The organism is Chromobacterium sp. FG22 (assembly GCF_057809415.1).
The window spans coordinates 215571-240073 of sequence record NZ_JBMDJX010000002.1; the positions used below are offsets into that span (position 1 = coordinate 215571).

General features: G+C 64.8%; 29 protein-coding genes and 1 riboswitch. Of the genes, 16 read left to right on the forward strand and 13 right to left on the reverse strand.

From position 1 onward, the window contains the following. Nucleotides 1–147 precede the first annotated feature (147 nt). Together ACODSD_RS03100 and ACODSD_RS03105 are read left to right on the forward strand one after the other, a co-directional pair. Nucleotides 148–477: a hypothetical protein gene (locus tag ACODSD_RS03100; RefSeq protein WP_227105915.1), complete on the forward strand. Its 330-nt coding sequence runs from the start codon at nucleotides 148–150 to the stop codon at nucleotides 475–477. Nucleotides 478–587: 110 nt separating this feature from the next. Continuing rightward, a complete protein-coding gene (locus tag ACODSD_RS03105; RefSeq protein ID WP_107801347.1) occupies nucleotides 588–1157 on the forward strand; it encodes a PTS sugar transporter subunit IIA in 570 nt (189 codons plus the stop codon). Here the strand turns inward: ACODSD_RS03105 and ACODSD_RS03110 are convergent, their stop codons facing one another. Further along, on the reverse strand, nucleotides 1158–1922 hold the full coding sequence (locus ACODSD_RS03110) for an SDR family oxidoreductase (protein WP_488876759.1): 765 nt from the start codon (nucleotides 1920–1922) through the stop codon (nucleotides 1158–1160). Then, the gene (locus ACODSD_RS03115; protein WP_488876760.1) at nucleotides 1910–2062 is read right to left on the reverse strand and encodes a hypothetical protein; all 153 of its coding nucleotides are present in this window, start codon (nucleotides 2060–2062) and stop codon (nucleotides 1910–1912) included. Before ACODSD_RS03115 ends, ACODSD_RS03110 begins: the two co-directional genes overlap by 13 nt. Before the next feature lie 32 nt (nucleotides 2063–2094). Between ACODSD_RS03115 and ACODSD_RS03120 the strand changes: the two genes are divergently transcribed. Beyond that, nucleotides 2095–3006, forward strand: coding sequence for a 5'-methylthioadenosine/S-adenosylhomocysteine nucleosidase (locus tag ACODSD_RS03120; RefSeq protein WP_235085542.1), 912 nt, complete (start codon nucleotides 2095–2097; stop codon nucleotides 3004–3006). Here the strand turns inward: ACODSD_RS03120 and ACODSD_RS03125 are convergent. Both ACODSD_RS03125 and thiC read right to left on the reverse strand, forming a co-directional pair. After that, nucleotides 3003–3236 carry a DUF2789 domain-containing protein gene (locus ACODSD_RS03125; protein WP_107801350.1) on the reverse strand — a complete coding sequence of 78 codons (234 nt, stop codon included), beginning with the start codon at nucleotides 3234–3236 and terminating at the stop codon, nucleotides 3003–3005. The two genes, ACODSD_RS03120 and ACODSD_RS03125, sit on opposite strands and share 4 nt — an antisense overlap. Nucleotides 3237–3351: 115 nt before the next feature. Next, complete coding sequence (gene thiC / locus ACODSD_RS03130) at nucleotides 3352–5232, reverse strand: phosphomethylpyrimidine synthase ThiC (protein WP_488876801.1); 1881 nt, start codon at nucleotides 5230–5232, stop codon at nucleotides 3352–3354. A 118-nt stretch (nucleotides 5233–5350) separates the two neighbouring features. Beyond that, a riboswitch (TPP riboswitch) is annotated at nucleotides 5351–5501 on the reverse strand. A 93-nt stretch (nucleotides 5502–5594) separates the two neighbouring features. On the opposite strand from thiC, the gene ACODSD_RS03135 reads away from it, so the two are divergent. From ACODSD_RS03135 to ACODSD_RS03150, 4 genes are all read left to right on the forward strand, one after another. After that, complete coding sequence (locus tag ACODSD_RS03135; RefSeq protein ID WP_107801352.1) at nucleotides 5595–6254, forward strand: protein-L-isoaspartate O-methyltransferase family protein; 660 nt, start codon at nucleotides 5595–5597, stop codon at nucleotides 6252–6254. After that, a complete protein-coding gene (locus tag ACODSD_RS03140; protein WP_227105922.1) occupies nucleotides 6254–6577 on the forward strand; it encodes a rhodanese-like domain-containing protein in 324 nt (107 codons plus the stop codon). The genes ACODSD_RS03135 and ACODSD_RS03140 overlap by 1 nt, the downstream gene beginning before the upstream one ends. Before the next feature lie 116 nt (nucleotides 6578–6693). Further along, a complete protein-coding gene (locus ACODSD_RS03145; RefSeq protein ID WP_227105924.1) occupies nucleotides 6694–7416 on the forward strand; it encodes a uracil-DNA glycosylase in 723 nt (240 codons plus the stop codon). 142 nt (nucleotides 7417–7558) lie between these two features. Then, nucleotides 7559–8878 carry a hemolysin family protein gene (locus tag ACODSD_RS03150; protein WP_107801355.1) on the forward strand — a complete coding sequence of 440 codons (1320 nt, stop codon included), beginning with the start codon at nucleotides 7559–7561 and terminating at the stop codon, nucleotides 8876–8878. Nucleotides 8879–9036: 158 nt separating this feature from the next. On the opposite strand, the gene ACODSD_RS03155 is transcribed toward ACODSD_RS03150, so the two are convergent. The 4 genes from ACODSD_RS03155 to ACODSD_RS03170 all read right to left on the reverse strand — a co-directional run bounded on the left by ACODSD_RS03155 (nucleotide 9037) and on the right by ACODSD_RS03170 (nucleotide 11813). Further along, complete coding sequence (locus ACODSD_RS03155; RefSeq protein ID WP_488876761.1) at nucleotides 9037–9543, reverse strand: GNAT family N-acetyltransferase; 507 nt, start codon at nucleotides 9541–9543, stop codon at nucleotides 9037–9039. Continuing rightward, complete coding sequence (locus ACODSD_RS03160) at nucleotides 9540–10532, reverse strand: S66 family peptidase (RefSeq protein WP_488876762.1); 993 nt, start codon at nucleotides 10530–10532, stop codon at nucleotides 9540–9542. Before ACODSD_RS03160 ends, ACODSD_RS03155 begins: the two co-directional genes overlap by 4 nt. Before the next feature lie 38 nt (nucleotides 10533–10570). Further along, the gene (locus tag ACODSD_RS03165) at nucleotides 10571–11011 is read right to left on the reverse strand and encodes a GNAT family N-acetyltransferase (RefSeq protein WP_488876763.1); all 441 of its coding nucleotides are present in this window, start codon (nucleotides 11009–11011) and stop codon (nucleotides 10571–10573) included. Nucleotides 11012–11075: 64 nt separating this feature from the next. Continuing rightward, nucleotides 11076–11813 (reverse strand): glycosyltransferase family 2 protein, encoded by a 738-nt coding sequence (locus tag ACODSD_RS03170; protein ID WP_488876764.1) that lies wholly within the window; start codon nucleotides 11811–11813, stop codon nucleotides 11076–11078. 529 nt (nucleotides 11814–12342) lie between these two features. Here ACODSD_RS03170 and waaC point away from each other — a divergent pair. The 4 genes from waaC (at nucleotide 12343) to ACODSD_RS03190 (ending at nucleotide 16383) form a co-directional block, all read left to right on the forward strand. Further along, nucleotides 12343–13302: a lipopolysaccharide heptosyltransferase I gene (gene waaC, locus ACODSD_RS03175; RefSeq protein WP_107802083.1), complete on the forward strand. Its 960-nt coding sequence runs from the start codon at nucleotides 12343–12345 to the stop codon at nucleotides 13300–13302. Beyond that, nucleotides 13299–14573: a lipid IV(A) 3-deoxy-D-manno-octulosonic acid transferase gene (gene waaA / locus ACODSD_RS03180; protein WP_488876765.1), complete on the forward strand. Its 1275-nt coding sequence runs from the start codon at nucleotides 13299–13301 to the stop codon at nucleotides 14571–14573. The genes waaC and waaA overlap by 4 nt, the downstream gene beginning before the upstream one ends. Before the next feature lie 257 nt (nucleotides 14574–14830). Beyond that, the gene (locus ACODSD_RS03185; RefSeq protein ID WP_107801360.1) at nucleotides 14831–15433 is read left to right on the forward strand and encodes a CBS domain-containing protein; all 603 of its coding nucleotides are present in this window, start codon (nucleotides 14831–14833) and stop codon (nucleotides 15431–15433) included. A gap of 89 nt (nucleotides 15434–15522) precedes the next feature. Beyond that, complete coding sequence (locus ACODSD_RS03190) at nucleotides 15523–16383, forward strand: methylated-DNA--[protein]-cysteine S-methyltransferase (RefSeq protein ID WP_488876766.1); 861 nt, start codon at nucleotides 15523–15525, stop codon at nucleotides 16381–16383. Here ACODSD_RS03190 and ACODSD_RS03195 read toward each other — a convergent pair. Then, entirely contained in the window at nucleotides 16380–17234 is an 855-nt protein-coding gene (locus tag ACODSD_RS03195) for a LysR family transcriptional regulator (protein ID WP_488876767.1), read from the reverse strand. The genes ACODSD_RS03190 and ACODSD_RS03195 overlap by 4 nt on opposite strands. 82 nt (nucleotides 17235–17316) lie before the next feature. Between ACODSD_RS03195 and ACODSD_RS03200 the strand changes: the two genes are divergently transcribed. Further along, complete coding sequence (locus ACODSD_RS03200) at nucleotides 17317–17751, forward strand: EamA family transporter (protein WP_227105935.1); 435 nt, start codon at nucleotides 17317–17319, stop codon at nucleotides 17749–17751. 38 nt (nucleotides 17752–17789) lie between these two features. On the opposite strand, the gene ACODSD_RS03205 is transcribed toward ACODSD_RS03200, so the two are convergent. Together ACODSD_RS03205 and ompR are read right to left on the reverse strand one after the other, a co-directional pair. Beyond that, nucleotides 17790–19094, reverse strand: a complete 1305-nt coding sequence (locus ACODSD_RS03205; RefSeq protein WP_486636199.1) for an ATP-binding protein — start codon at nucleotides 19092–19094, stop codon at nucleotides 17790–17792. 3 nt (nucleotides 19095–19097) lie between these two features. After that, entirely contained in the window at nucleotides 19098–19823 is a 726-nt protein-coding gene (ompR, locus tag ACODSD_RS03210) for an osmolarity response regulator transcription factor OmpR (protein WP_043636475.1), read from the reverse strand. 300 nt (nucleotides 19824–20123) lie between these two features. Here ompR and ACODSD_RS03215 point away from each other — a divergent pair, with 300 nt between their 5' ends. Both ACODSD_RS03215 and ACODSD_RS03220 read left to right on the forward strand, forming a co-directional pair. Continuing rightward, a complete protein-coding gene (locus ACODSD_RS03215; RefSeq protein WP_227105936.1) occupies nucleotides 20124–20465 on the forward strand; it encodes a hypothetical protein in 342 nt (113 codons plus the stop codon). Between the two features lie 326 nt (nucleotides 20466–20791). Next, nucleotides 20792–21262, forward strand: coding sequence for a hypothetical protein (locus ACODSD_RS03220; protein WP_146176767.1), 471 nt, complete (start codon nucleotides 20792–20794; stop codon nucleotides 21260–21262). 6 nt (nucleotides 21263–21268) lie between these two features. Here ACODSD_RS03220 and ACODSD_RS03225 read toward each other — a convergent pair whose 3' ends face one another. After that, the gene (locus ACODSD_RS03225; RefSeq protein WP_227105937.1) at nucleotides 21269–22294 is read right to left on the reverse strand and encodes a transporter substrate-binding domain-containing protein; all 1026 of its coding nucleotides are present in this window, start codon (nucleotides 22292–22294) and stop codon (nucleotides 21269–21271) included. 126 nt (nucleotides 22295–22420) lie between these two features. Between ACODSD_RS03225 and alr the strand changes: the two genes are divergently transcribed. Both alr and ACODSD_RS03235 read left to right on the forward strand, forming a co-directional pair. After that, nucleotides 22421–23650 (forward strand): alanine racemase, encoded by a 1230-nt coding sequence (gene alr / locus ACODSD_RS03230; protein ID WP_107801368.1) that lies wholly within the window; start codon nucleotides 22421–22423, stop codon nucleotides 23648–23650. Between the two features lie 152 nt (nucleotides 23651–23802). Further along, on the forward strand, nucleotides 23803–24096 hold the full coding sequence (locus ACODSD_RS03235) for a hypothetical protein (protein ID WP_107802085.1): 294 nt from the start codon (nucleotides 23803–23805) through the stop codon (nucleotides 24094–24096). Nucleotides 24097–24163: 67 nt separating this feature from the next. Here ACODSD_RS03235 and ACODSD_RS03240 read toward each other — a convergent pair whose 3' ends face one another. Then, a complete protein-coding gene (locus ACODSD_RS03240) occupies nucleotides 24164–24379 on the reverse strand; it encodes an HP1242/YdcH family protein (RefSeq protein WP_107801369.1) in 216 nt (71 codons plus the stop codon). Between the last annotated feature and the right edge of the window lie 124 nt (nucleotides 24380–24503).

Genomic DNA, 24503 nt, shown 5'->3' on the forward strand with positions numbered 1-24503 from the left:
TGGCGGCGCAAACGCGCCCAATCCGCGCATTGTGGCCCAAGCAAGACGGAGTCATAAGAACCACTTGGCCTTGCAGCCAGGAGCCACCCCGGAACTTCGGCCTTCGCCGGCGCTCAATACAGCATTTTCCCCAACGAGGACGTTTACATGCGCGCCACGCTTTTGATCGCCGCCGCTTCCGCCCTGGCTCTGGCCGCTTGCAGCGAGAAGCAAACCAACCAATTGCAAGAGTCCGCCTCCAGCGCCATCGGCACGGTGCACAACACGCTGCAGGACAGCAGCGCGCCGCTGGGCCAGCTCAAGGAACAGGCCAGCGCCGCCATCGGCGTCGCCAAACAGGCAGGCGCCGCGGCCGCCGCGCTGAGCCCGGAACTGAAAGAGCAGGTGAACAAGCTGAAAGAACAGGCTTCCGCCGTGAAGGGCGCGCTGCAGGCCCAGGAGAAAAAGGCCGAGCAGCCGCAATCCGAGCAAAAATAAGCCCGGCCGCGTTGGCGGCATTTTTATGCCGCCGCGCGTTTTCTTTAGCGGATCTTTAGCCCCTGCTGACTAGGATGAGGTCGCACCCCTAGCCAAAGGAGAAATCCGCCATGCTGACCCTGCCCGACCTCTGCGGCCCGCAAGACATCCTGCTCAATCAAACCCTGGCCGACAAGGCCGCGCTGCTGGAACACGCCGCCTCCCAGCTGGCCCAGCGCCACGCCCTGCACCGCCCGACGCTGGCCGCCGCGCTGCATGAGCGCGAACAGGCCGGCAGCACCGCGCTCGGCCACGGCCTCGCGTTGCCGCACGCCCGCATCGAGGGCCTGACGGAAGCCCGCGCGCTGCTGCTGCGGTTGCAAACCCCCATCGCCTTCGACGCCCCGGACCAACAAGCGGTGCATACCGCGCTGGTGCTGCTCCTGCCGCGGCAAAGCCGCGAGGCTCATCTGCATATTTTGGCCAGCTGCGCGCGCATGTTCGCGGAACGGCCGTTCCGTCAGGCGCTGGAACGCTGCCACAGCGCGCAGGCGCTCTATCACCTGCTATGCGACTGGGCCGATCCGGAAGAACTGAACGACCCGCACTTCCTGCTGGACAGCAACCGTTACTTCATGGACAGCGAAGCCAGCCTGCGGCCGGATTACACGGTGAAGCGCAAGATGGTGGCCCGCTTCTGATCACAGCTTGCCGATGGACACGCCGCCGTCGACGAACAAGGTGGTCCCGGTGACGAAGCTGGACGCGTCCGACGCCAGGAACAAGGCCGCCCGCGCGATCTCCTCCGGCGCGGCCATGCGCTTGAGCGCGTGCAGGCCGGCCACCGCCTCGCGCTGCTCCGGCGTCGCCGCCGCGGCGCGGCCCATCTCGGTGTCGGTGCCGCCCGGCAACAAGGCGTTGACGCGCAGGCCCCGGGCGCCGTATTCCGCCGCCAGCGTGCGCGCCAGCCCCACCAGCCCCGCCTTGCTGGCCGCGTAAGCGGCCATGCCGGGGAAACCGATGGCGTGGCCGACAAAGGACGAGGTGAAGATCATTGATCCGCCGCCGCCGCGCAACAAGGCCGGCAGTTGGTGCTTGGCGCACAGAAAGGCGCTGCTCAGATTGCTGTCCAGCGTCTCGCGCCAGCCGTCCAGCGACACCTGGTCCAGGCTGCCCAGCGCGCCCAGGCTGCCGGCGTTGTTGAAGGCGACGTCCAGGCCGCCGAATCTATCCAGCGCCAGCTCCACCGCCTCCCGCGCGCAATCCTCCGAGGTCAGATCGCCGGCCAGAGCCGCCGCCTGACCGCCGCCGGCCACGATTTCCGACACCAGCCGATCCAGCTTGGCCGCGCGCCGCGCCACCAACACCACGCGCGCGCCTTCGCTCGCGAACAGCCTGGCCGCCGCCATGCCGATGCCGGAACTGGCGCCGGTGACGATGGCGGTTTTATTGATCAATGCGCCCATTGAGTTTCCTCCTGAAAGTGAATGAGGCCCGCGCCGGTCTTCGGCGCGGCGACAGCTTCAGTTTCAGGCCGATCAACCCGTTTGGCATTCCGATTCTTGCTGACTTGATGCGCGGTTTCGACGCGAAAACCGTTTATCATGGCGCGATTCCATTTCCATCCGGATTTTCGTCATGAAAGCATTCAAGGTTCAGTTAGTTGGCGCGCTGCTGGCGCTGAGCGCCGCCGTCCACGCCGCCCCCGTTCTGGACGCGGCGCCGCGCACCGCCGTGGTTTCGGCTTTCGGTCCGGAGGAAACCCTGCTGCTGAACCAGGCCGTCGATAAACGCGAATACCGCGTCAACGGCGTGCGTTTCACCACCGCGCAACTGGAAGGCCGGCCGGTGCTGCTGTTCATGAGCGGAGTCAGCATGAGCAATGCGGCGATGAACGCCCAGCTGGCGCTGGACCGCTTCAATGTGAGCCGCATCGTGTTCAGCGGCATCGCCGGCGGCGTGGACGACCGCTTGCGCATCGGCGACGTGGCGGTGCCGCGGCGCTGGGGCAATTACGCCGAAGCCATCTACGCGCGAGAAACCGCGCCCGGCCGCTACGCGCCGCCGCCGTACGCGGACCCGGCCGCGCGCGCCCACTACGGCATGATCCACCCGCGAGACGTCAAGCTGGCCACCGCCGACGGCGGCAGCGAAACCCGCTTCTGGTTCGAGGTGGACCCGGAACTACTGCGGCTGGCCAAGAACTTGCCGGCGGACACCCTGCGCGGCTGCGACGCCGCCCAGCGCTGCCTGTCCGCGCCGCCGCGCATCGTCGCCGGCGGCAACGGCCTGTCCGGCCCCATCTTCATGGACAACGCCGGCTACCGCGATTACCTGGCCAAGACTTACCAGGCCCAGGTGGTGGATATGGAAACCGCGGCGGTGGCCCAGGTGGCGCACGCCAACCGCGTGCCCTTCATCGCCTTCCGCAGCCTGTCCGATCTGGCCGGCGGCAGCGAACACGCCAATGAAATGGACACCTTCATGCAAATCGCCGCCGACAATGCCGCCAATACGGTGCGGGGGCTGCTGCGCGCGTTGAAACCCTAGCCCAGCTGCAACAACACCGCCAGCTCATCCACCTCCTCGCTCCAGTCCGCGTCCTCGGCCAAGGCCTGGCGCAGAAAATCCGCCTGCGCCGGCGTCCAGAACGGCGCGTCGGCCAGCACCGCGTTCCGCGGCAAGGGATGGCTGGCGATGAAGGCGCGGATGGCGGCGGGCTCGTCCGCCAGGCCCAACTGGCGGAACAGCCCGGACAGGGAATGCTCGCTGGTGTCCATGACGCTTCTCCTATGAGGGGATGTCTGATGATAGACCCGAATCGCCGCCGCCGCCGCCGGCCCTTGCGCCATGAAAAACGGCGGCCGCGGCCGCCGTTTTCTCCTGACTCCGGGCTCACACCTTGTCGTAAAGCTTGGAGCCGCCCTTCAGAAACTCCACCGACTTGACCTCCATCCCCCGCGCCAGCGCGTCCTGATCGCTGATGCCCTGCTTGGCCGCGTATTCGCGCACGTCCTGGGTGATCTTCATGCTGCAGAAATGCGGACCGCACATGCTGCAGAAATGCGCGACCTTGGCGCTGTCCTTGGGCAAGGTCTCGTCGTGGAAGGCGCGCGCCTTGTCCGGATCCAGGCCCAGGTTGAACTGGTCTTCCCAGCGGAATTCGAAACGCGCCTTGGACAGCGCGTTGTCGCGGATCTGCGCGCCGGAGTGGCCCTTGGCCAGGTCGGCCGCGTGCGCGGCCAGCTTGTAGGTGATGATGCCTTCCTTGACGTCGTTCTTGTCCGGCAGGCCCAGGTGTTCCTTCTGGGTGACGTAGCACAGCATCGCGGTGCCGTACCAGCCTATCTGCGCCGCGCCTATCGCCGAGGTGATGTGGTCGTAGCCGGGCGCGATGTCGGTGGTCAGCGGCCCCAGGGTGTAGAACGGCGCCTCGTGACACCACTCCAGCTCCTTGTCCATATTCTCCTTGATCAGCTGCATGGGCACGTGGCCGGGGCCCTCTATCATCACCTGCACATCGTGTTTCCAGGCGATGGCGGTCAGCTCGCCCAGAGTCTTCAATTCCGACAGCTGCGCCTCGTCGTTGGCGTCCCAGACGCTGCCCGGCCGCAGGCCGTCGCCCAGGCTGAAGGCCACGTCGTAGGCCTTCATGATTTCGCAGATGTCCTCGAAATGGGTGTAGAGGAAGTTTTCGCGGTGATGGGCCAGACACCATTTGGCCATGATGGAGCCGCCGCGCGACACGATGCCGGTCATGCGGCCGGCGGTCATCGGCACATAGCGCAGCAATACGCCGGCGTGGATGGTGAAGTAATCGACGCCCTGCTCGGCCTGTTCGATCAGCGTATCGCGGAAGATTTCCCAGTTCAGGTCCTCGGCCTTGCCGCCCACTTTTTCCAGCGCCTGATAAATGGGCACGGTGCCGATGGGCACCGGCGAATTGCGGATGATCCATTCGCGGGTTTCATGGATGTTCTTGCCGGTGGACAAGTCCATGATGGTGTCCGCGCCCCAGCGTATGCCCCAAGTCATCTTGTCGACTTCTTCGCTGATCGAAGACGTTACCGCGCTATTGCCGATATTGCCGTTGATTTTGACCAGGAAATTGCGGCCAATAATCATGGGCTCGGATTCGGGGTGATTGATATTGGCCGGCAGGATGGCGCGGCCGGCGGCGATCTCGGCGCGCACGAATTCCGGCGTGATCTCCTCCGGCAGCGCCGCGCCGTAAGCCTGGCCGGGATGCTGGCGCGTCATCAGTTCCGCCAGCCGGCTGTTCTTGCCGCCGGCTTCGCGCAGCGCGTCCAGGTATTCGCGGCGACGCAGGTTCTCGCGGATGGCGACGAACTCCATTTCCGGCGTGACGACGCCGCGGCGCGCGTAATGCATCTGGCTGACATTGCGGCCCGGCAGCGCGCGCCGCGGCTGGCGCGTCAGGTTGAAACGCAGCTCGGCCAGCTTGGGGTCGGCCTCGCGGGCGCGGCCGTATTCGCTGGACAGGCCGGCCAGCTGCTCACAGTCGCCGCGCTCGGCGATCCAGCCGGCGCGCAGCGGCGGCAGGCCGCTCTGGATGTCGATGCGGGCGTCCGGGTCGGTATACGGGCCGCTGGTGTCGTAAACGGTGATGGGCGGATTGGCCTCGCCGCCGAACTGGGTGGGCGTGTCGCTTTGGCTGATCTCGCGCATGGGCACGCGGATGTCCGGCCGGCTGCCGACGACGTGGATCTTGCGGGAATTGGGCAAGGGCTGGATGGCGGCGGTGTCCACCACCATGGCTTGATTGGGTGTTGCGGGCGCGTTCATCGGGCGATTCTCCTGGTCGATGAATGGCGCAAGGAGCGGACCGCCGCTTGGGCGGGCTGCGGGCCGATCCGACAAGACAATGCCGGGCCGAAGGCAGCTGACGCTTCCCTACGCCGGTATTATCCGGGTCAGGTTCCAAGGGTGTTTCTCACCCGCGCAACAATCTTTAACGATTATCCTATCCTTTCAAGGATATGGATCATCTTGCCGACCGTCGCGCAGGACCCCTAGCGATGCTGTGAAGGTACGGCAAATGTGGGATAATCGCAAGTTATCGTCATGACACGCCGCCGCTTTTTTCACTCGGCGGCAAGCCCCTCCGGAGTGAGCTGATGGATTTTGAGAATGCCCGTTTCAACATGGTCGAGCAGCAGATTCGTCCGTGGGACGTACTTGACACGAACGTGCTGGACCTGCTGTTTCACGTGAAACGCGAGCAGTTCGTCGCCGCCGACAAACGCAGCCTGGCCTTTGTCGACACCGAACTGCCGCTGCCCAACGGCAGCTTCATGCTGCAGCCCAAAATGGAAGCGCGCCTGGTTCAGGACGCCGCCATCCAAGCCAAGGACAAGATCCTGGAAATCGGCACCGGCAGCGGCTACCTGACCGCGCTGCTGGCCAAGCAGGGCCAACATGTCTACAGCGTGGAAATCGACCCCGCCCAGCGCGAAGCCGCGGCCGCCAACCTGAAACAGGCCGGCATCGCCAACGTGACCCTGGTGGAAGGCGACGGCGTGCTGGGCCTGCCGCAACAAGCGCCCTTCGACGTGATCGTGGTCGGCGGCTCGCTGCCGGTGGTGCCGCAGGAACTGAAAGACCAGCTGGCCGTGGGCGGCCGTCTGATCATGGTGGCGGGCGATCTGCCGGTGATGACCTGCAAACTGATCAAGCGCGAAACCGAAGCCAGCTTCAGCGAAACCGGCCTGTTCGAAACCTGTATCGCCCGCCTGGCCAAGGCGGAAGCGGTAGAGCCGGAACGCTTCGCGTTTTGATGGTTCAGGAAATCCGCGCCCGCGATCTGGCGGCGGCGCTGGCCGACACCACCGCGGAGCCGCCGGTGCTGCTGGACGTGCGCGAAGCGTGGGAAGTGCAGCTGTGCATGATTCCCGGCTCGCGGCACATCCCGATGAATCTGATTCCGCTGCGCATGAGCGAGCTGCCGGACGCGCCCATCGTGGTGATCTGCCACCACGGCGTGCGCAGCGCGCACGTGGCGCGTTTCCTGCTGGACGCCGGCTTCGAACAGGTGCTGAGCCTGGCCGGCGGCGTGGAAGCCTGGGCCGCGGAAGTGGACCCGCAAATGGCGCGCTACTGACTTAGCCGCCGCGCGCCGTCGCCGCCAGCCGTTCCCGTGGGAACGGCTTTTTCATGGAACGAAACCGGTCTGCCGGATTCCAATCCCCCACACGATAGCAAGAGCCGTAATTTTCCATGCAAGCATTGTCTTACCTGTCTCCCGCCCTGGCCCGCGTTCATCCCGACTGGGAGAAAGTGCTGTCAACGCCGGTCATTCAACAGCAATTGGCCGGCATAGACCGGGAACTGCAAACTCAGCAAGCGCAGGGCAAAATCCTCTTTCCCCCCGCGCCGCTGACTTTCAACGCGCTGACCTTCACCGCGCCGGCCGATGTGCGCGTGGTGATCCTGGGGCAAGACCCCTACCACGGCGACGGCGAGGCGATGGGCTTGTCGTTTTCCGTGCCGCCCGGCGTGCGGGTGCCGCCCAGCCTGCGCAATCTGTACAAGGAGCTGGCTGCGGATCTGGGCTGCGGCGTGCCCAATAGCGGCGACCTGACCCACTGGGCGCAACAAGGCGTGCTGCTGCTCAACAGCGTGTTCACCGTGGAGCGGGACAAGGCCGGCAGCCACGCCAAGCTGGGCTGGCAAATGGTCAGCGACGCGCTGATCGACGCCGTCAACGCGCAAAGCGCCGGCTGCGTGTTTCTGCTGTGGGGCAATTGGGCCAAGACCAAGGCCGAACGCATCGACGCCAGCCGCCACCTGGTGCTGGACGCCGCCCATCCCTCGCCGCTGTCCGCCAGCCGCGGCTTCCACGGCTGCCGCCATTTTTCGCAGGTCAATGCCTGGCTGCTGTCGCGCGGCCGCGGCGCCGTCCAGTGGGGCGCGCCGGCGCCGCAGAACAGCCTGTTCTGAGCAGGATGGCGGGCAGGCCTCCCCTGCCCGCCCTTCTTGTCTCGCTCTTGCTCGCCAGACTTTGGACTGGCTCTTAGACTCTTTTCCAGCGCGCCGTCATGGCCTAAGCTAGGGCTCCCTCTCCTCAGCCCCAGTCCTCGCCGTGGAAATTCTCGTTCTGCTGTTCCTGATTCTGCTCAATGGCCTGTTCGCCATGGCGGAAATCGCCATCGTCTCTTCCCGCAAAGTCCGCCTGCTGCAACGCGCGGACGACGGCCAACGCGGCGCGCAAGCCGCGCTGAAACTGGCCAACGACCCCAGCCGCTTCCTGTCCACGGTGCAGATAGGCATCACCTCGATCAGCATCCTGTCCGGCGTTTACGGCGAGGCCGCGCTGTCAGAACAACTGCGCCGGGCGATGCAGGACTATCCCTTGCTGGAGCCCTACAGCAAGCCGCTGTCGGTGGCGCTGATGGTGTTCATCATCACCTTGCTGTCGCTGATCTTCGGCGAGCTGGTGCCCAAGCGGCTGGCGTTGCTCAACCCTGAGGCGGTGGCCACCGCGCTGGCGCGGCCTATGCTGCTGCTGTCGCGGCTCAGCGCGCCGCTGGTCCAGGCCCTGAGCCGCTGCACCGACGGCCTGTTGCGGCTCTTGGGCGCCAAGAAGAGCAGCGATCCGTCCATCACCGAGGAGGAAATCCGGGTGCTGATGGAACAAGGCGCGGACGAGGGGGTGTTCGACCGCGCCGAACAGGAGCTGGTGACCAATATCTTCCGGCTGGACAACCGCAAGGTGGCCGCGGCGATGACGCCGCGCAAGGACATCGTGGCGCTGGATCTGGACGACGCGCCCGAACTGAACCACCGCCTGCTGCAAAACCACCATTTCAACCATTTCCCGGTCTGCCGCGGCAGCATCGAGCAGATCGTCGGCGTGCTGCACGCCAAACGCGTGCTGGACCGCATGCTGGCCGGGCAACAAGCCGACGTCGCCGCCGAACTGTCCCAGCCGCTCTACGTGCCCGCCAAGATCACCTTGATGCAGCTGCTGGAGCAGTTCAAGCAGACCCGCCATCACATGGCGCTGGTGGTGGACGAGTACGGCGAGCTGGAAGGCCTGGTGACGATGAACGACGTGCTGGAAGCCATCGTCGGCGACATGCCCGCCATCAGCGCCGAAAACGACGATATCGCCCAGCGCGAGGACGGCAGCTGGCTGATAGACGGCATGCTGTCGCTGGACCGCTTCAAGGAGTTTTTCGACATAGACGAGGCGCTGCCGGGCGAAGCCGGCGGCAATATCCACACCCTGGGCGGCATGGTGATGTTCCAGCTGGGCCGGGTGCCCAGCGTCACCGACCGTTTCGACTGGAACGGCTTCGGCTTCGAAGTGGTGGACATGGACAAGACCCGGGTAGACAAGATTCTGCTCACCCGACTGCCGACGCCGCCGGCGGCGCTGCCGGCCGACGACGGCATTTAGAACCTGTTTACGATCTCGCGAGCCGGAGCGAGACAAGACGAATAGCGCTGAGAAAGCGGAATGCACAGGCGGTAGGCGAGCATTCTTAAGCGGTTTTCAACGCTTCCTGCTTAAAGTCCCGCCGCAGCGCCGCAGACCGTCAACGGGTTCTTAAGCGCTCAGCCCAGCATGCGTCCGCACACCGTGCTGCGACGGCTGCCGCCGGCGCGGCGTTCCCAATCGTCGAAGCTGGCCAGTTCGACGAAACCCGCCTTGCGCATCATGCCGCCGGACGCGGCGTTTTCCTCGTGGCGGTCCGCCGTCACCCAGCGCGCGCCGCGCGCGGCCAGATCCTCGCAAGCCTGCCGCAACAACAAGCTGCCCAGGCCCTGTCCGGCCTGATCGCGCCGCACCACCGCCTCCATGATGTAGCCGGCGGCGTCCGCCGCCACCTCGGTCGGCCGGTGTTGGGGAAAAGCATCGTGCAGCCGATACAGGATGGCGGCCCCCAGCAGGCCGTCTCGCTCGAACAAGACCGCCCAGGCTTCGCCGGCAGCCACCTGGCGCAAACTCCGCTCCACCCCGTCCGCCGGCAGCCAGTTCCACGGATTGGGTCCGTGCTCCGTGATCAGCGTCCGCAACGCGTCCACATCCCCCGCCCCGGCCAAACGATATTGCCAACTCATGCGCATCCTTTCGCAAAACGCAGCGTAGCCTGGCCCGCGTCCCCTTCCAGTTCGGCCCAGGCGCCGTTCATCAATGTCCATTGCGGCGGCACATGGCCGATATCGGCGTCCACCGCCACCGGATACGGCAGTCCGTCCAAAGCCGTTTCCACGGCCTGGCTGTAGCTCAAGGCGTTCGCGTCCGCGGCGTCCGGTCCGCCGCTGCGGCCCAACACCAGCCCGCTCAAGCCGTCCAGCGCGCCGGACAGGCGCAGGCCCAGCAGCGCGCGCAGCAACTCGCAAGGCCTCAGCTCGCAGTTTTCCAGGTAAAGCAGCGCGGGTTCCCGTTTGAACGCGCGCAAATCGAAATAAGGGCTGCCCTGCAGCCGGCTCAGCGTATCCAGGCAGCCACCTATCAGCCGGCCGGCCATGCGGGCCCTTTGCGCGCCCAACACGCGCAGCGTGGACGGATAAGACTCTCCCGGAGCGTCCCAGCGCCAAAACGCCTTGTAATGGCCTTGCTGAGGCGGCAAACCGTAGCGCAAGGCGTGCAGCAGCGCCGAATTCTCTTCCATCCGCTGCGGATTGCCCAGATCGAAGAGGTTCGGCCCGTGCAAGGTCGCCCACCCCGCCAACAGGGTCAGCGGCGTCAGCACGGTGGAAATATCGGAAAACCCGGCCAGCCATTTGGGCGGCAAACGCGCCAAGGCGGCGAAATCGATGCCGGCCAGCAATTCCATCGCCCTTTCGCCGCCCCAGGGCGGCAGGATGGCGCGAATCTCCGGATCGAAAAGAAAATGGTTGAGCTCCGCCAGACGTTGGGCGGCCGGCGCGCTGGCGTCCTGGGATTCGCCGCGCAGGCAAGCGCCCTCCACCACTTGCCAGCCCTGATCGCGCAGACATTGCAGCGCGCGATCCAGTTGTCCGTGCAAGACCGGAGGCACGCCGGAGGAAAAAGCGGTGACGGCGATGCGGTCGCCTGGCTTCAAGGGCGCGGGAAAAGCCGTCATCGGCGATTGCTCCTGTGGATAAACATCAAGGCAGTCGATCATTGCCCGTCAGTCAGATCCAAGACGAAGCCGTGGCTGGTTTTTTGTTGTACATAACCAAGATGACGATAGAAAGCGTGAGCAGCGTCCCGATGGACGCCGGAACGAAGTCGCATTCGTGGATAGCCCAGCCGTCGTGCCCAGTCTTCGCAAGCACGTAACAACTGCTTGCCCAGACCTCGTCCTTGGTGGGATGGCGATACGATCAGCCCACCAATTTCCATTGCCGGGGAGGCTTCCAACAGGTGAACACCATGCCCATGGATCCAACCAACCACGGCGCCTTCCCATAACGCCACCCAAACCTGGTTGTCCGGCAGTGTCGTCAACCTGGCGAAACGCTCGCTGATGTCCGCTTCCGTCGCTTCATAGCCCAGATCCAGGCATAGCCGCGCCGCGGCGGCGGCGTCCGCCGCCCGCATTGTCCTGATCTCCACCATCTGTTCGCCTAGTTGCTCAAGGAAATGACATTGTCAGCATAAGGAGGGATAGCCGGCAAGCCGGTTATTTGTTCTTCAGCCGTCGCAGTTCGATCAATTTGGCGTATTTGATGTAGCTGTTGAAGCAACCGATGCTGATGTGGACCAAACCGGGGACGCCGTCGAGAAAACCGCGGCGAAAAAAATAGAACTTCACGAAGCGCAGCAGCGGGCTGAGGATAAGTTTGGCAATACCCACACGTTTTCCCCTTTGCAACAGTTGTTCCGCCTGCAAGTTGGTATAGCGGTTCTGCTTGCTCAGATACAGCGCGATGTCTTCGCCGGATTCGTGCATCAGCTCGTGACGCAGCTTATGCACAGGGCCGTCGGCGATCACATACTCGTGAACCAGATCGTCGGACCAACGCGCGTGAGCGCGATGGAACAAGCGCAAAGACCAGTCCGGATAGCCTTCTCCGTGTTTCAGAAAACGACCCATGAAACGGTTGCAACGCGGGAACTGGAAGGCCGTGGCCTGTGGATTGTCCAGCAGTTCTTTGATTTCATTGACTAAATTTTCCGACAACCACTCGTCGGCATCCAGGCACAGCACCCAGTCGTGGCTGGCCGCCCTTACCGCCAATTGTTTCTGAGGACCGAATCCCAGCCAGTCTTGGTGGATAACTTTTGCCTTATAGGCGGAAGCTATCGCCAATGTCCTGTCGGTGCTGCCTGAATCCACAAGCACGATTTCATCGGCGAAGCCCACGCTGTCCAGACATTTTTCCAGCGAGGTTTCCGCATTCTTGGTGATTAGCACCACGCTAATTCGCGCACGCATCTTGTTATATGTTTTCCCATATGTAATTTGAAGAAACTGGTAGAAGGCGTCCCATTTCTGTGGATAACCCTGTTTTTTCCATTGTTTTCATCATGTTGTACAAGTTGGAATCTTGTTGTTCACCCTGCGTTTTGCAGACGGAAGACTTGTGGATAAATCTGAGAGAAGCGTGAAGTCCCTGTTTGTCCACAGCTCCGATCCCCTTTGTTCCCACCTGCTTGTGCATGGCGTGAATTTGCCTGCCTAGCTGCTACAGCCACCGATAACTCTTTAACGCAATTTTATATTGATGAAACTGATATAGTCGGCCATTGCTGTGGATAAGCGACAAAAACTTCAAAGGGTTCAGCTACTTGTCCTGTTGATGGGCTTTGGATAGTTTAGGTGCGCTGCGGCATTGCAAATTGTGGATAAATTCGCGCTCAGTTGTCCACAGCGCTTTATCCACAATTGAACTGCAGGGATTTTACTTGGTTAACCACAGCCATGCTCGGGTACAATGCGCGCCATGATGAATGTGCTGATTGTGCGCACCTCGTCGATGGGCGACCTTATCCACACCTGGCCCGCCATTTCCGAGTTGAAAGCGCATTACCCGAATTTCCGCATCAGTTGGCTGGCCGAAGAGGCTTTCGCCGACATTGCCCGTTTGCATCCGGCGGTGGACAGGGTGATCGCCTTGAATGGGCGGCGCTGGCGCAAACGCTGGTGGCTGCCCTCCACCTGGCGCGAGATCCGGGCTTTGCGCAAAGAACTGCGCGACACGCCCTGGGAATTGGTGGTGGACAGCCAGGGCCTGTTGAAAAGCGCCTTGCCGGCCCGCTGGGCCAAGGCGCCGCTGACCGGTTACGACTGGGGCAGCGCGCGCGAGTCTCTGGCCAGCTGTTTTTACGATAAGCGCCACAAGGTGGACTGGAGCTTGTCGGCGATAGAACGCAACAGGCTCTTGTTCGCGCGGGTGTTCGGTTATCAGCCGCAGGGCGAGCCCCGTTTCGGGGTGCCGGCCGGCGAACGGCCCGCCTGGGTGCTGTCCGGCCGCTACGCGGTATTGCTGCACGCCACCAGCAAGGCGTCCAAGGAGTGGCCGGAAGGCCATTGGGTGGAACTGGGCAAACGCCTGTCCATGCAGCATGATCTGGTGATGGTGCTGCCCTGGGGCAATGAACGCGAACGCGAGCGCGCCGAAAGGCTGGCCGCGCGGATGCCGGCCGCGGTGGTGGCGCCCAAGATGGGCCTGATCGAGGCCGCCGGCCTGCTGGGCCACGCCAACGCGGTGGTGGGCGTAGACACTGGGCTGACTCATCTGGCCAATGCCTTGAACGTGCCCTTGGCGGCGATTTACACCGATACCGATCCGGCCGCCACCGGCGTGGTGGAAACGCCGTGGGCCACCAATTTGGGCGGCATAGGGCTGTGCCCGTCGGTGGACGAGGCGCTGCAAGCCTTGTTCGCGCGCAAGGACTGGACATGAACTGGCAACGCAGACTGTATTCCTGGGCCTGGCTGCTGGCCACGCCGCTGGTGCGGCACTATCTGAAGAAGCGGGCGCGCAAGGCGCCGGCTTATCTGGAACACTGGGACGAGCGTTTCGGCAGTCAATTGCAGCCGCGCGCAGAGGGCGCGATCTGGATCCACGCGGTGTCGGTGGGCGAAACCCGCGCCGCTCAGCCCTTGGTGGCGGCGCTGCGCGAAGCCTGGCCGGACGCGCCGCTGCTGATGACGCAGATGACGCCCACCGGGCGGGCCACCGCCTTGCAGCTGTATCCCGACGCAGAAGTGCGTTATCTGCCTTACGATTATCCGCAAGCCGCGCAAGCTTTTCTCGCCGCCTACCGGCCGCGGCTGGGCGTGTTGATGGAAACCGAGCTGTGGCCCAATCTGATTCACGCCGCGGCCGAGCAGCAGGTGCCCTTGTTCCTGGCCAATGCGCGCTTGTCTGAAAAATCGCTGAACGGCTATCTGAAAATCAGCGGTCTGATTTCGCCCGCGGTGGCGGCTTTGAGGGCCGTTGCCGCGCAAACGCCGGAAGATGGCGAACGTTTGCGTCAATTGGGCGCTAAATCCATCGAAATCTGCGGCAACACCAAGTACGACATTCAGCCGCCGCCGGCGCAGCTGGCGCTGGCGGAAGCATTCAAGTCCAGGATAGGCCGACGCCGGGTCCTGGTCTGCGCCAGCACCCGCGACGGCGAAGAGGCTTTGATTCTGGACGCCTGGCGGGCCGCGGCCCAAGCGCTGGGCGACGCGCTGCTGGTGTTGGTGCCGCGTCATCCGGAACGGTTCGCCGAAGCGGCCGCGCTGGCCGAGAGCCGCGGCATGAAAGTGCAGCGCCGCAGCGACGGCGCGCCGGTGGACGCCGCCACCCAGGTTTGGCTGGGCGACAGCATGGGCGAGGCCTTCGCTTATTTCGCCTGCGGCGACCTAGCCTTCGTCGGCGGCAGCCTGCTGCCCTTGGGCTGTCATAATCTGATCGAACCGGCCAGCGTGGGCGTGCCGGTGCTGTTCGGCCCGTCCATCTTCAATTTCAAGCAGGCGGCGGCGCTGGCGCTGGCCGCCGGCGCGGCGCGCCAGGTGGCCAATGCGGCGGACTTGATCGGCGCCGTCGTGGAACTGCTGGGCGATGAGCGCCGCCGTCAGGCGATGCGCGAGTCGGCGCTGGCCTTCAGCGGCGCCCATCGCGGCGCCAGCCAGCGCATGAGCGCCCTGTTTCGCCGCAAGCTGAGGGCCGAACGGGACGAATGACGGACCCGCGGCCGCGTTTGCGAAAAAATTAATCATTCGCCGGCTGATCTGCGCCGCGCCTTCTTCTACTCTTCAAACAAGAGCCGCGTCGCCGACGCGGTTCTCCCGAGGCCGCCGGCCCGGGAAGGACGTGCAAAATCCAGTCATGCCCCAGGCCGGTCCACGCCGTCGGAGAACTTCCGAGCGGACAGATCGAATATGACGGGCGCAAAGCGCCGCCGCATCGACTCCGCTGTCTAAGAAGACAAGGAGCTACCATGTTAGCCAACTACAGCGTGTTGCCCACGATGAGCCTGCCGTCCACCACCGATCTGGTGCGCCTGGATCAGCGCCCGCACCCGCCTATCACCCTGAACAGCCCGGCCTTGGACGTGATGACCGATTTGCGGCTGATCAATCCGGTGGGCATTCATCAGAACGCCAGCTTGCGCGAAGCGCACGACCGAATGATCAGCCACGGCATCCGGCTGCTGTTCGTCCACGATGGCGACGGACAGTTCGCCGGCCTGATCACCGCCACCGATCTGCTGGGCGAGCGGCCCATCCAGTGCATGAAGGAACACGGCAAGCACTATGCGGACATCGGCGTGGGCGATGTGATGACGCCGCGCAAGCAGCTGGAAGCCTTGAACCTGGGCGATATCGAGCACGCCAGCGTGGGCCATATGGTGGCGACGATGAAGCAGATGGGACGCCAGCACGCGCTGGTGGCGGAGTTCAACCCCGGCAGCGGCCATCACGAATTGTGCGGCCTGTTCTCCACCTCCCACATGGCCAGGCTGCTGGGCATGCCGCTTTCCTTCATCCGCGTGCCGCAGGCCCTGTCGGAAATTCAATATTCCTTGCTGCACGCGATATGAGGGGCGCGGCGCGCAAGTGGGCAAGAATCGGGTCGCCGCGGCGGCCCGATCTGCTTATGCTGGGGCTGTGATCGAATGGAGAGCAGACCATGCACGGCGAAATTCTCGAGGAAGACCGCGACTACGGCCGCATTCGCGACGCCATCCGCTATCTGGTGGCCAACGCCGAGCGCCAGCCGGAGCTGGCCGAGCTGGCCGGCGCGCTGCACCTGTCGGAATCGCGCTTGCAGCGCTTGTTCACCCGCTGGGCCGGCGTCAGCCCCAAGCGCTTTTTGCAGCATCTGACCTGCGAGGCCGCCAAGGTCAGGCTGGGCGGACAGGCCTTGTTGCCGCTATCGCATGAACTGGGTTTGTCCGGCGGCGGGCGCTTGCACGATCTGTTCGTGACGCTGGAAGCGATGACCCCGGGCGAATACCGCAACGGCGGCGCCGGATTGGCGATCGAATGGAGCGTGGAAGCCAGCCGTTTCGGCCCGGTGCTGGTGGCGCGGACCGCGCGTGGGGTGTGCGCGGCGCAATTCGTCGCGGACGAGAAAGAGGCCGTGGCCTGGCTGAGCCGGCGCTGGCCCAAGGCCGCGTTGAGCCATGTTCCCGGCGGCGGCGCCGAGGTGGCCGCGGCCATGTTCGAGCCGTTGCGCGCCGAAGGCCAGGCGCCGCTGGCGCTGCGGGTGCAGGGCAGCAATTTCCAGATCCAGGTCTGGCGCGCGCTGCTGTCCATTCCCTACGGCGGCTTCGCCAGTTACGGCCAGATCGCCGCCGCGGTGGGGCGGCCGCGCGCCGCGCGGGCGGTGGGCAGCGCGGTGGGCGCCAATCCGGTGGCCTGGCTGATTCCCTGCCACCGGGTGATACGCGCCGAGGGCGCTTTGGGCGAATACCGCTGGGGCGCGGAACGCAAGGTGGAGTTGATAGGCTGGGAAGGCGCGGTGATGGCGGGTTTGCAGCCGGCCTAGACCGCGAACTGGCCCAGCGCGCGGAAGAACAGCCGGGACAGCAATTCCAGCCCGTCGTCGTCGCGCTGGCGGTAGAGCGCCAGCGGCACCGCCGGCAGCGGCGGCAGGCTGTGTTCCGGCAAGGGCCGCAGCTGCGCGGAGACGGCGTCGGGAAACAGGACGCCCACGCCCAGGCCCGCTTCCAAGGCCGCTTGCACCGCCAGCTGACTGGTGCTTTCGAAGACGATGCGATAAGGCTGGTCAAGCTGGTGCAAGGCGCGCAGCATCGCGTCGCGCCAGCTGCAGGGCGCGGAGAACATCACCAAGGGCAGGACCTCCGCTTCCGGTTTCACGCCGTCGCGCGCCAACCATTGCAATGGGTATTCCAGCACCCAGCTCGGCGTCCGCTCCAGTCCGCACTGACGCGGGTTGGCGATCAACAGATCCAGTTCTCCCTGGCGAAAAGCCGGGCTGAGTTCCCGTTCCAGGGCCACCCTCACTTCGAGCTGCCACTGCGGCTGGGTGGCGGCGAAGTCGGCCAGCACCTGCGGCAGATGACGGCTGATCACATCCTCGATCAGGCCCACCCGGCAACGCCGGGCGGCGGCGGGCGCGGCCGTCGGCTGCATCTGTTCGGTCAGGCTGACGATGCGTTCGGCGTAGGGCAGCAATTGCAGCCCCGCCGCGGTGAGGCTGACGCCGCGCGGAGAGCGTCGCAACAGGGTCTGGCCGCAGTGCTGTTCCAGTTTGCGCAGTTGCAGGCTCAAGGCCGGCTGCGTGCGCCCCAAGTCCGCCGCCGCGCGGTTGATGCTGCCGTGGCGCGCCACCATGATGAGTGCGCGCAGCAAGCCGGTGTCCAAATCTCCAGTCATGATTTTTTCTTATAACAATGCCCTGATTTTTCAGTCTACCTATAAGCGGCGAGAAAGTTTAGCCTAGGGACGGATATTTCTCATGAGGCGTTCAAACATGTTCATCGCGGCTTTATTGCTGGCGGTCGCCGGCTCCGTCGTCTATCACCTGTCGATCAAGCAGGTGCCGGAGGCGGCAAATCCTTTCTTTTCATTGGCGGTCAGTTACGGCGTGGCCATGCTGGTGTGCGTGCTGGGGATGTGGTGGCTGCCCGGCGGCGGCCAGCGCGGGCTGGCCGCGCTGAACTGGAGCAGCCTGGGCGTGGCGGCGGGCATTGTCGGCATCGAACTGGGCTTTTTGCTGGCCTATCGCGCCGGCTGGCATGTCGGCTACGCGGCGCTCAGTTCCAATGTGCTGACCGCGCTGGTGTTGCTGCCGTTGGGCTATCTGCTGTTTCGCGAACAGCCGTCGCTGGGCAAGCTGGGCGGCATGGCCTTGAGCATGGGCGGGCTGTGGATGATGCTGCGCTTCCGCTGAGCGCCGCCCGGTAGACGGGCGACGCTCGGACCGCGTTATCAAGCGACGTTCAGCGGCAGATGCACGGCCAGCTTGAAGCCGTCCGCCTGATCGCAGAACTCCAGCCGGCCGCGGTGTTGCTTGACCACGCGGCTGACGATGGCGAGGCCGAGGCCGCTGCCGCCGTCGGTGCCGCGGTGTTCGGCCAGCCGTTCGAACGGCGCCAGCGCGGTTTCGCGCAGCTCGGCCGGAATGCCCTTGCCGTGGTCCAGCACGCTGAGCACGGCGAAGCCGTTGTCTTGTTCGACGCAGACCTCCACCGGCGGCGCGCCGTAGCGGCGCGCGTTTTCCAGCAGATTGGACAATAAGCGCTCCAGCGCCAGCCCGTCGCCTTGCAGCTCCGGCTCGGCCAGCCGCTTCAGGCGCACGTCCATGCCCTCGCGGGCGAAGCGCGACACCACGCTGGCGGCGAGGTCGGCCAGCGCCACCGGCTCCAGCCGGGTGGTTTCCTCGGCGCGGGCGAAGTCGATGAACTGGCGGACGATCTGCGACAGCTCGTCGATGTCGGCCAGCATATCGTGCTGATCCGGGCTGTCCTGCTGCAGTTCCAGCGAGAGCTTGAGCCGGGTCAGCGGCGTGCGCAGATCGTGGGACAGGCCGGCCAGCATCAGCCGGCGCTCGCGCGCGGCGCTGTCCAGCGCTTGCGCCATCAGGTTGAAATTATGCGCCAGCACCTTCACCTCGCGCGGGCCGTCCTCCGGCACCGCGGCCGGCATGGTGCCGGCGGCCAGTTCCCGGCTGGCCAGCACCACGCGGCTGATCGGCCGCGTCACCCGCCAGGCGACGACGAAGGCCAGCAGGCTGGCGACGATGGAGGCCAGCAGCGCCGCCTGCATGATGGTGTTGATCGGGCGGTCGCTGTAGCGGCCGAAGGGCAGCACCAGCCAGTAGGCCTGGTCCAGCACGTGCACATTGACCCAGAGCTCGCTGCGATCGTCGATCTGGGCGTGGCGCACTTCTATCGGCTCGTTGAGGCCGTGCGACAGCCGCTGCGCCAGGGTCTCGCCCAGGCGCGGCACGTAGTCGGTGAAATTGACGCCTTGATCGGCGTTGATCGGCAGCAGGCGCGGCAGGCCGGGCCGGTTGTAGCCGGCCAGGAATTCGGCGCGCTCGGTGTTGGTCATCGCCTCCATCGTGCCTTCCAGGAAGGCCAGGGTGTCCACCGTCTGCGAATACAGCTGCTTGTCCAGCAGTTTGTGGCGTTCGCCGGCGGCCATCCACAGGGTGACGAACTGGGTGGTCAGCACCACCAGCACCACCAGCACCGCCAGCCGGAAAAACAGCGAGCCGGTCAGCTTGCGCACCGCTTACTCCCGCGGCGTGCCGTCCGGCACGAACACATAGCCGTAGCCCCATACCGTCTGGATGAAGCGCAGCTGGCTGTCCCCGCTTTCCAGCGCCTTGCGCAACCGGGAGATATGCACGTCTATGCTGCGGTCCAGCGATTCGCCGTTGCCCTTGCCCAGCGCCATTTCCATCAATTGCTCGCGGGTCAGCGGCCGGCGCGGATGGCTGACCAGCACCGACAGCACCGCGAATTCCGCGCTGGTCAGCGTCACCGGCTGGCCGGCCTTGCGCAGTTCCCGCTGGCCCAGATTGAGCACGAATTCGCCGAAGCTCACTTCCTCGTCGGCGTCGTGGCGCGCGCCCAGCGCCGGCGTGGCGTGATGACGGCGCAGCACCGACTGGATGCGGGCGGTGAGCTCGCGCGGATTGAACGGTTTGGGCAGGTAGTCGTCGGCGCCCATTTCCAGGCCGAGGATGCGGTCGATGTCCTCGCCGCGCGCGGTGAGCATGATCACCGGAATGGTTTCGCCCTGGGCGCGCAGCCGGCGCACCACGGCCAGCCCGTCCTCGCCCGGCATCATCACGTCCAGCACCATCAGGTCCGGACGATTGCGCGCCAGCTTGCGGTCCAGGTCCTTGGAGTCCGGCAGGGCCTCCACCGCGTAGCCTTGCTGGCTCAGATAGCGGGTGAGCAGCTCGCGCAGCTTGGCGTCGTCGTCGACGACCAGTATCTTATTGTGTTCCATGCGATTTTTCCTCGGAGCGGTGTGTCAGCTTAGCGGCTGGCCCCGGGCTGCGGCAGCGCGCCTGATGAAGATATGTTAAGCCGGTTCCCGCGATCACACACCTTAACAAATCAGCGATTGTCGCTCATGTCTGCCTCATGCCGCGAGTCTAGGCTGCCTAATGAGGCGTTCCGGCGGTTTGGCCGCGGGGAGATGCCTTTGGCATCGGCGGCGCATGGTGTATGCTGTCCGCCCTCGCCGGCCCGGATCTTGGGATCCGGAGGCCTTTACCAGCCCCTTCGACAGGATAAAACAGCTTTCATGACGCGGTTGCCGATTCTTCTCATCTTTGCCTTGCTGCAAGCGCTCGCCAGCGCGCCGGCCCTGGCGCGAGGGAAGGAGCGCGGCCCCATGCCGCCGGACCTGGAGCCGGCGCCTAGCCGCCGCTGCCAGGCGCGGCCGGATCCGGACTGCAAGGAATTGCGCCGCCTGCGCAATTTGCGTCTGCGTGAAGCGGTGCAGGACGGCGATTTGCCGCCGGAGCTGATGCATCGCGCGCCGCCGCCGTACTGGCGGATGAACCCGGACGGCGCCGCGCCGCCGCCGCCGGATCGCGTCAAGCCTCATTTCTGGCGCGACCGCCGCAAACGTGGCTCGGAGTGAGTCTCCGACGCGTCAAGCCCGGCTGGCGAAGCGGGATTTCTATTGATAAGCTTTGAATAGAGTACGCCAGCCTTTTCATTCCAATTCCAATTCTCATTGCCGGAACGGTTTGCGGAGCAAAACGATTTCGCCGGCATGAGCCTGGCTGGCCGTCCGCCGCGCCGTTAGCGCGCAGCGTCGTTTTCGCCCAATAAAAGCGGTTCACGCTCTCGCGAGCGATAAGGCGTTGCGGCTGAGAAAGCGAACAGTACACGCGGCGCATCAGCATTTCGACATTGAGCGGATCGTCAACAGCGGTGCTTAGGCGGGCGTGGAGATAAGTGGTCATGCGCAAGGGGCATGCCTTGAAAAACAATAGGGGATACGGCGCGTTGCGGCGCGCCTGGGGATGGGGGCTGGTCTTGTGCTGGCTGGCGGACGCGGCGGCGGCGCAATGGGATTGCAGCCGCGCCACAGCGCCACAGCGCTGCGAGCTGCACCGTCAGGGCACGATGGCCTGCAATGATTTGCCGGTCAACGGGCGGCACGCCTGCCTGGAATTTTACACGCCGGCCTTGAGCTGCCTGCGCGAGCGCGACGCCAAGCGTTGCGAAGCCTTGCGGGCGGCGCACAGCTCTTGCGACGGGCTGGAAGGCAAGGCGCGCCGCGTCTGCATCAACGAGCGGCTGCCGCCGCCGGATTGCGCGCGTTCGGCCAATCCCGCGCGCTGCCGCGCCCGCGCCGAGGCCGAACTCAAATGCGCCGACCGCGAAATAGCCCAGCGGCTGTGCGTGCGCCAGGCCTTGCAAGCGGAGTGAGCGCGTTTATTTAGCCGTGGTCGGATCGAACCACAGGCCGCGGTCGGCGAAGGGCGTGCTGGGCGGCAGGAAGGGGTTGTCGATGCGGATCAGCCGCCGGTGCTTCAGGTCCAGCCGCTGGATCAGCCCGGCGTGGTATTTCTGGAACAGCCGCTGGTATTCGCCGTTGCGCAGCATCAGCCGCATGCCCTGTTCCACGCGTTGCGCCAGCTTCTGCCCTTCCGCGTCGCGGCCGAACCAGAAATAGGTGGGCAGCGGGTAGTACAGCAATAAAGACCGCTCCAGCGCGATATGCTTGTATTGCGGCTGGTAAACGCGGATCTCCTCCTCCACTTCCGCCACGCCGCGCGAGAACGCGTCGCCCAGACCGCGTTCCAGCATGCGGAACAGGCCTTCGTAATTGGGGTCGGTCACCACGGTCAGTCCGGCTTGCTTGAGGATGGCGTTGTCGCCCCAGCCGTCCCCCTGAATGACGCTGAAACGGCGCAAGTCGGCCAGACCCGTCACCGCGTCGAAATCCGCTTGCCGCGCGTCGCGGATCAGCAGCACGCGATAGCCGAGCAGGCCGCGGTCTATCGGAATCCGCACTGGCAGATAGCGGCGTTCGTAGTCGCGGTTGGTTTCGCGGATCACCACATTGAGCCGGCCGCGCGGGTGGCCCAATTCCTGCAGCTGGCGGGCTTCGTTCATCCGCGGGGCGAAGCGCAGGCTGTAATCTCCCCAACGCGGGCGGGTGGCGTCCAGCGCCGCGCGCAGAATCGCCCAGTGATAGTCGTAGCGCTCGTCGGCGGGGGTTTCCGGCGCGTGGCCGACGTAGATCATTCCGGCCGCCTGAACGGACGGGGACATGCCGCCGGCCAAGGCGATGAGGACGGCCAGCCAGCAGCCGGCCAGCCGGCGAAGGAATAGGGATTGCCGCATCGGAATAACCTCGAGATGGCGCGCGGAAGCTGCGCGCCGCCCCTTCATGATGGATAGCCGCGCCGCGCCGCGCAAGGGCCGCTCGCCGTTGCCGGGTTTGCGCGCAGTCAAGCGCTTATGCAAAACCAGGACTAGCAGTGAATATTCATATCGACATGAATATATCTGCCTCCTATCATCTCCCGGATGCCGGAACGGCCTTGTCGGCAAGCGGCATTCACACTCGGGGGACGATTTATGCAATTCAAGAAAACACTGCTGGCCTTGTCGCTGGGCCTGGCCCTGGCGCCCGCGCTGACCATGGCGGCGCCGCCGTTGACCGCGGCCAACAGCGGCTCCACCGCGGAAGCGGCGCGCGGCAACGCCTGGCTGGAAATCGACAAGGCGGCGCTGGATCACAATCTGGCCGAACTCAAGCGCCTGGTGGGCGCCGACACCAAGGTGTGCGCCATTTTGAAGGCGGACGCCTACGGCCACGGCATCGCCAACGTGATGCCGTCCATCATCGCCCAGGGCATTCCCTGCGTGGGCATTGCCAGCAATGAAGAGGCCCGCGTGGCCCGCGCCAGCGGCTATAAGGGCGTGGTGGCGCGCGTGCGCAGCGCCACGCAGGAAGAGATAGCGGACGGCCTGCAATACGATATGCAAGAGCTGGTGGGCAATCTGGAACTGGCGCGCCAGGCGTCCGCGCTGGCCAAGCGCCAGGGCAAGACGCTGCAAATCCATCTGGCCATCAATTCCGCCGGCATCAGCCGCAACGGCGTGGAGCTGGCCAGCAAGCAAGGCCGCCGCGACGCGCTGGCCATGCTCAAGCTGCCCAATCTGCAAGTGGTGGGCATCATGACCCACTTCCCGGTGGAGGATAAGGCCGACGTGGAAAAAGGCCTGGCGGCCTTCAAGCAGGAAAGCGCCTGGCTGATCAAGGCGGGCGGCCTGGACCGCAGCAAGATCACCCTGCACTGCGCCAACAGCTTCGCCACGCTGGAAGTGCCGGAAGCGCGGCTGGACATGGTGCGTCCGGGCGGCGCCATCTTCGGCGACACCGTGCCCAGCCATACCGAATATCTGCGCGTGATGGCCTTCAAATCGCGCGTGGCGGCGGTGAACCGCTATCCGGCCGGCAACACCGTCGGCTACGACCGCACTTACACCCTGAAGCGCGAGTCCTTGCTGGCCAATATCCCGGTCGGCTATTCCGACGGCTATCGCCGCGCCTTCACCAATAAGGCGCATGTGCTGATCAACGGCCAGCGCGCGCCGGTGGTGGGCAAGGTGTCGATGAATACGCTGATGGTGGACGTGACCGAGATTCCGGGCGCCAAGATCGGCGACGAGGTGGTGTTGTTCGGCAAGCAGGGCAAGGGCGAAATCGGCGCCGCCGAGCTGGAGGACATCAACGGCGCCTTGCTGGCCGACCTGTACACGGTGTGGGGCAATTCCAACCCCAAATTGCTGGTGAACCGCTAGCGCCGGTTCAAGGCCGCGCGCGTTTTGAATAGGCGCTGAGCCTGGCCGCGCCGCCGCCGTTCGCGGCGGCGGCGTGTGAGTCTTCACAGTCTGCTGGCGAATTGCCCTGGTTTGGACTTAGATGAATCATGTTCACGCATCAGGAGTGCGCCATGCAGTTCGACGAAGTTCGCCCAGAGCATTTCACCACGCTGTCCCGCAACCCGTTTCCGCATATTCTGATCGACCGGGCCTTGCAGCAGATCGCCGGCGGCAGCGCCGATGGCTCGCAGTTCCGCAAGGACGTGCTGGCCGCGGCGGGCTGGAGCCATGGCGGGCTGACGCCGTTCGGCAAGTATCCGGCCGACGCCTGCGTGGCGTTCAACCGCATCCGCAAGGTTTTGGAAGTGACCCAGGAGCCTGGCGCGATTCTGGCGGAGCTGGAGAAGGACGCGCCCACGGTCTGAAGCCCGGCGCGCATCATGCAAAAGCCCGCCTGTCGGCGGGCTTTGTTCTTGCGCGCAGACGCCGGATCTAGCCGGCGGCCTTTCTCAGGATGATGTACAACTCATCCTTCAGCCGCAGTTTTTCCTTTTTCAGGGTTTCGATTTCGAAGTCGACGGAAGGCTCGATGCGCGCTTCCATATTCTTGATCTTCTGGTCCAGGTCGTTGTGTTTGTTGAACAGGCGGGTGAAGTGCTCGTCTTCGGTTTTCAGCTTGCTGATCAGTTCGCGGTATTCGGGAAACATGAGCGACTCCTTGGGCGGGTGGATACATGGAGCGGCTGACGACGCGGACCCGGGCGAAGCCTAAGGGCAAAGACAGCGGCCGTCAGCGATCAGATACTGCCAAACCATGCTAACACCGCGCGGC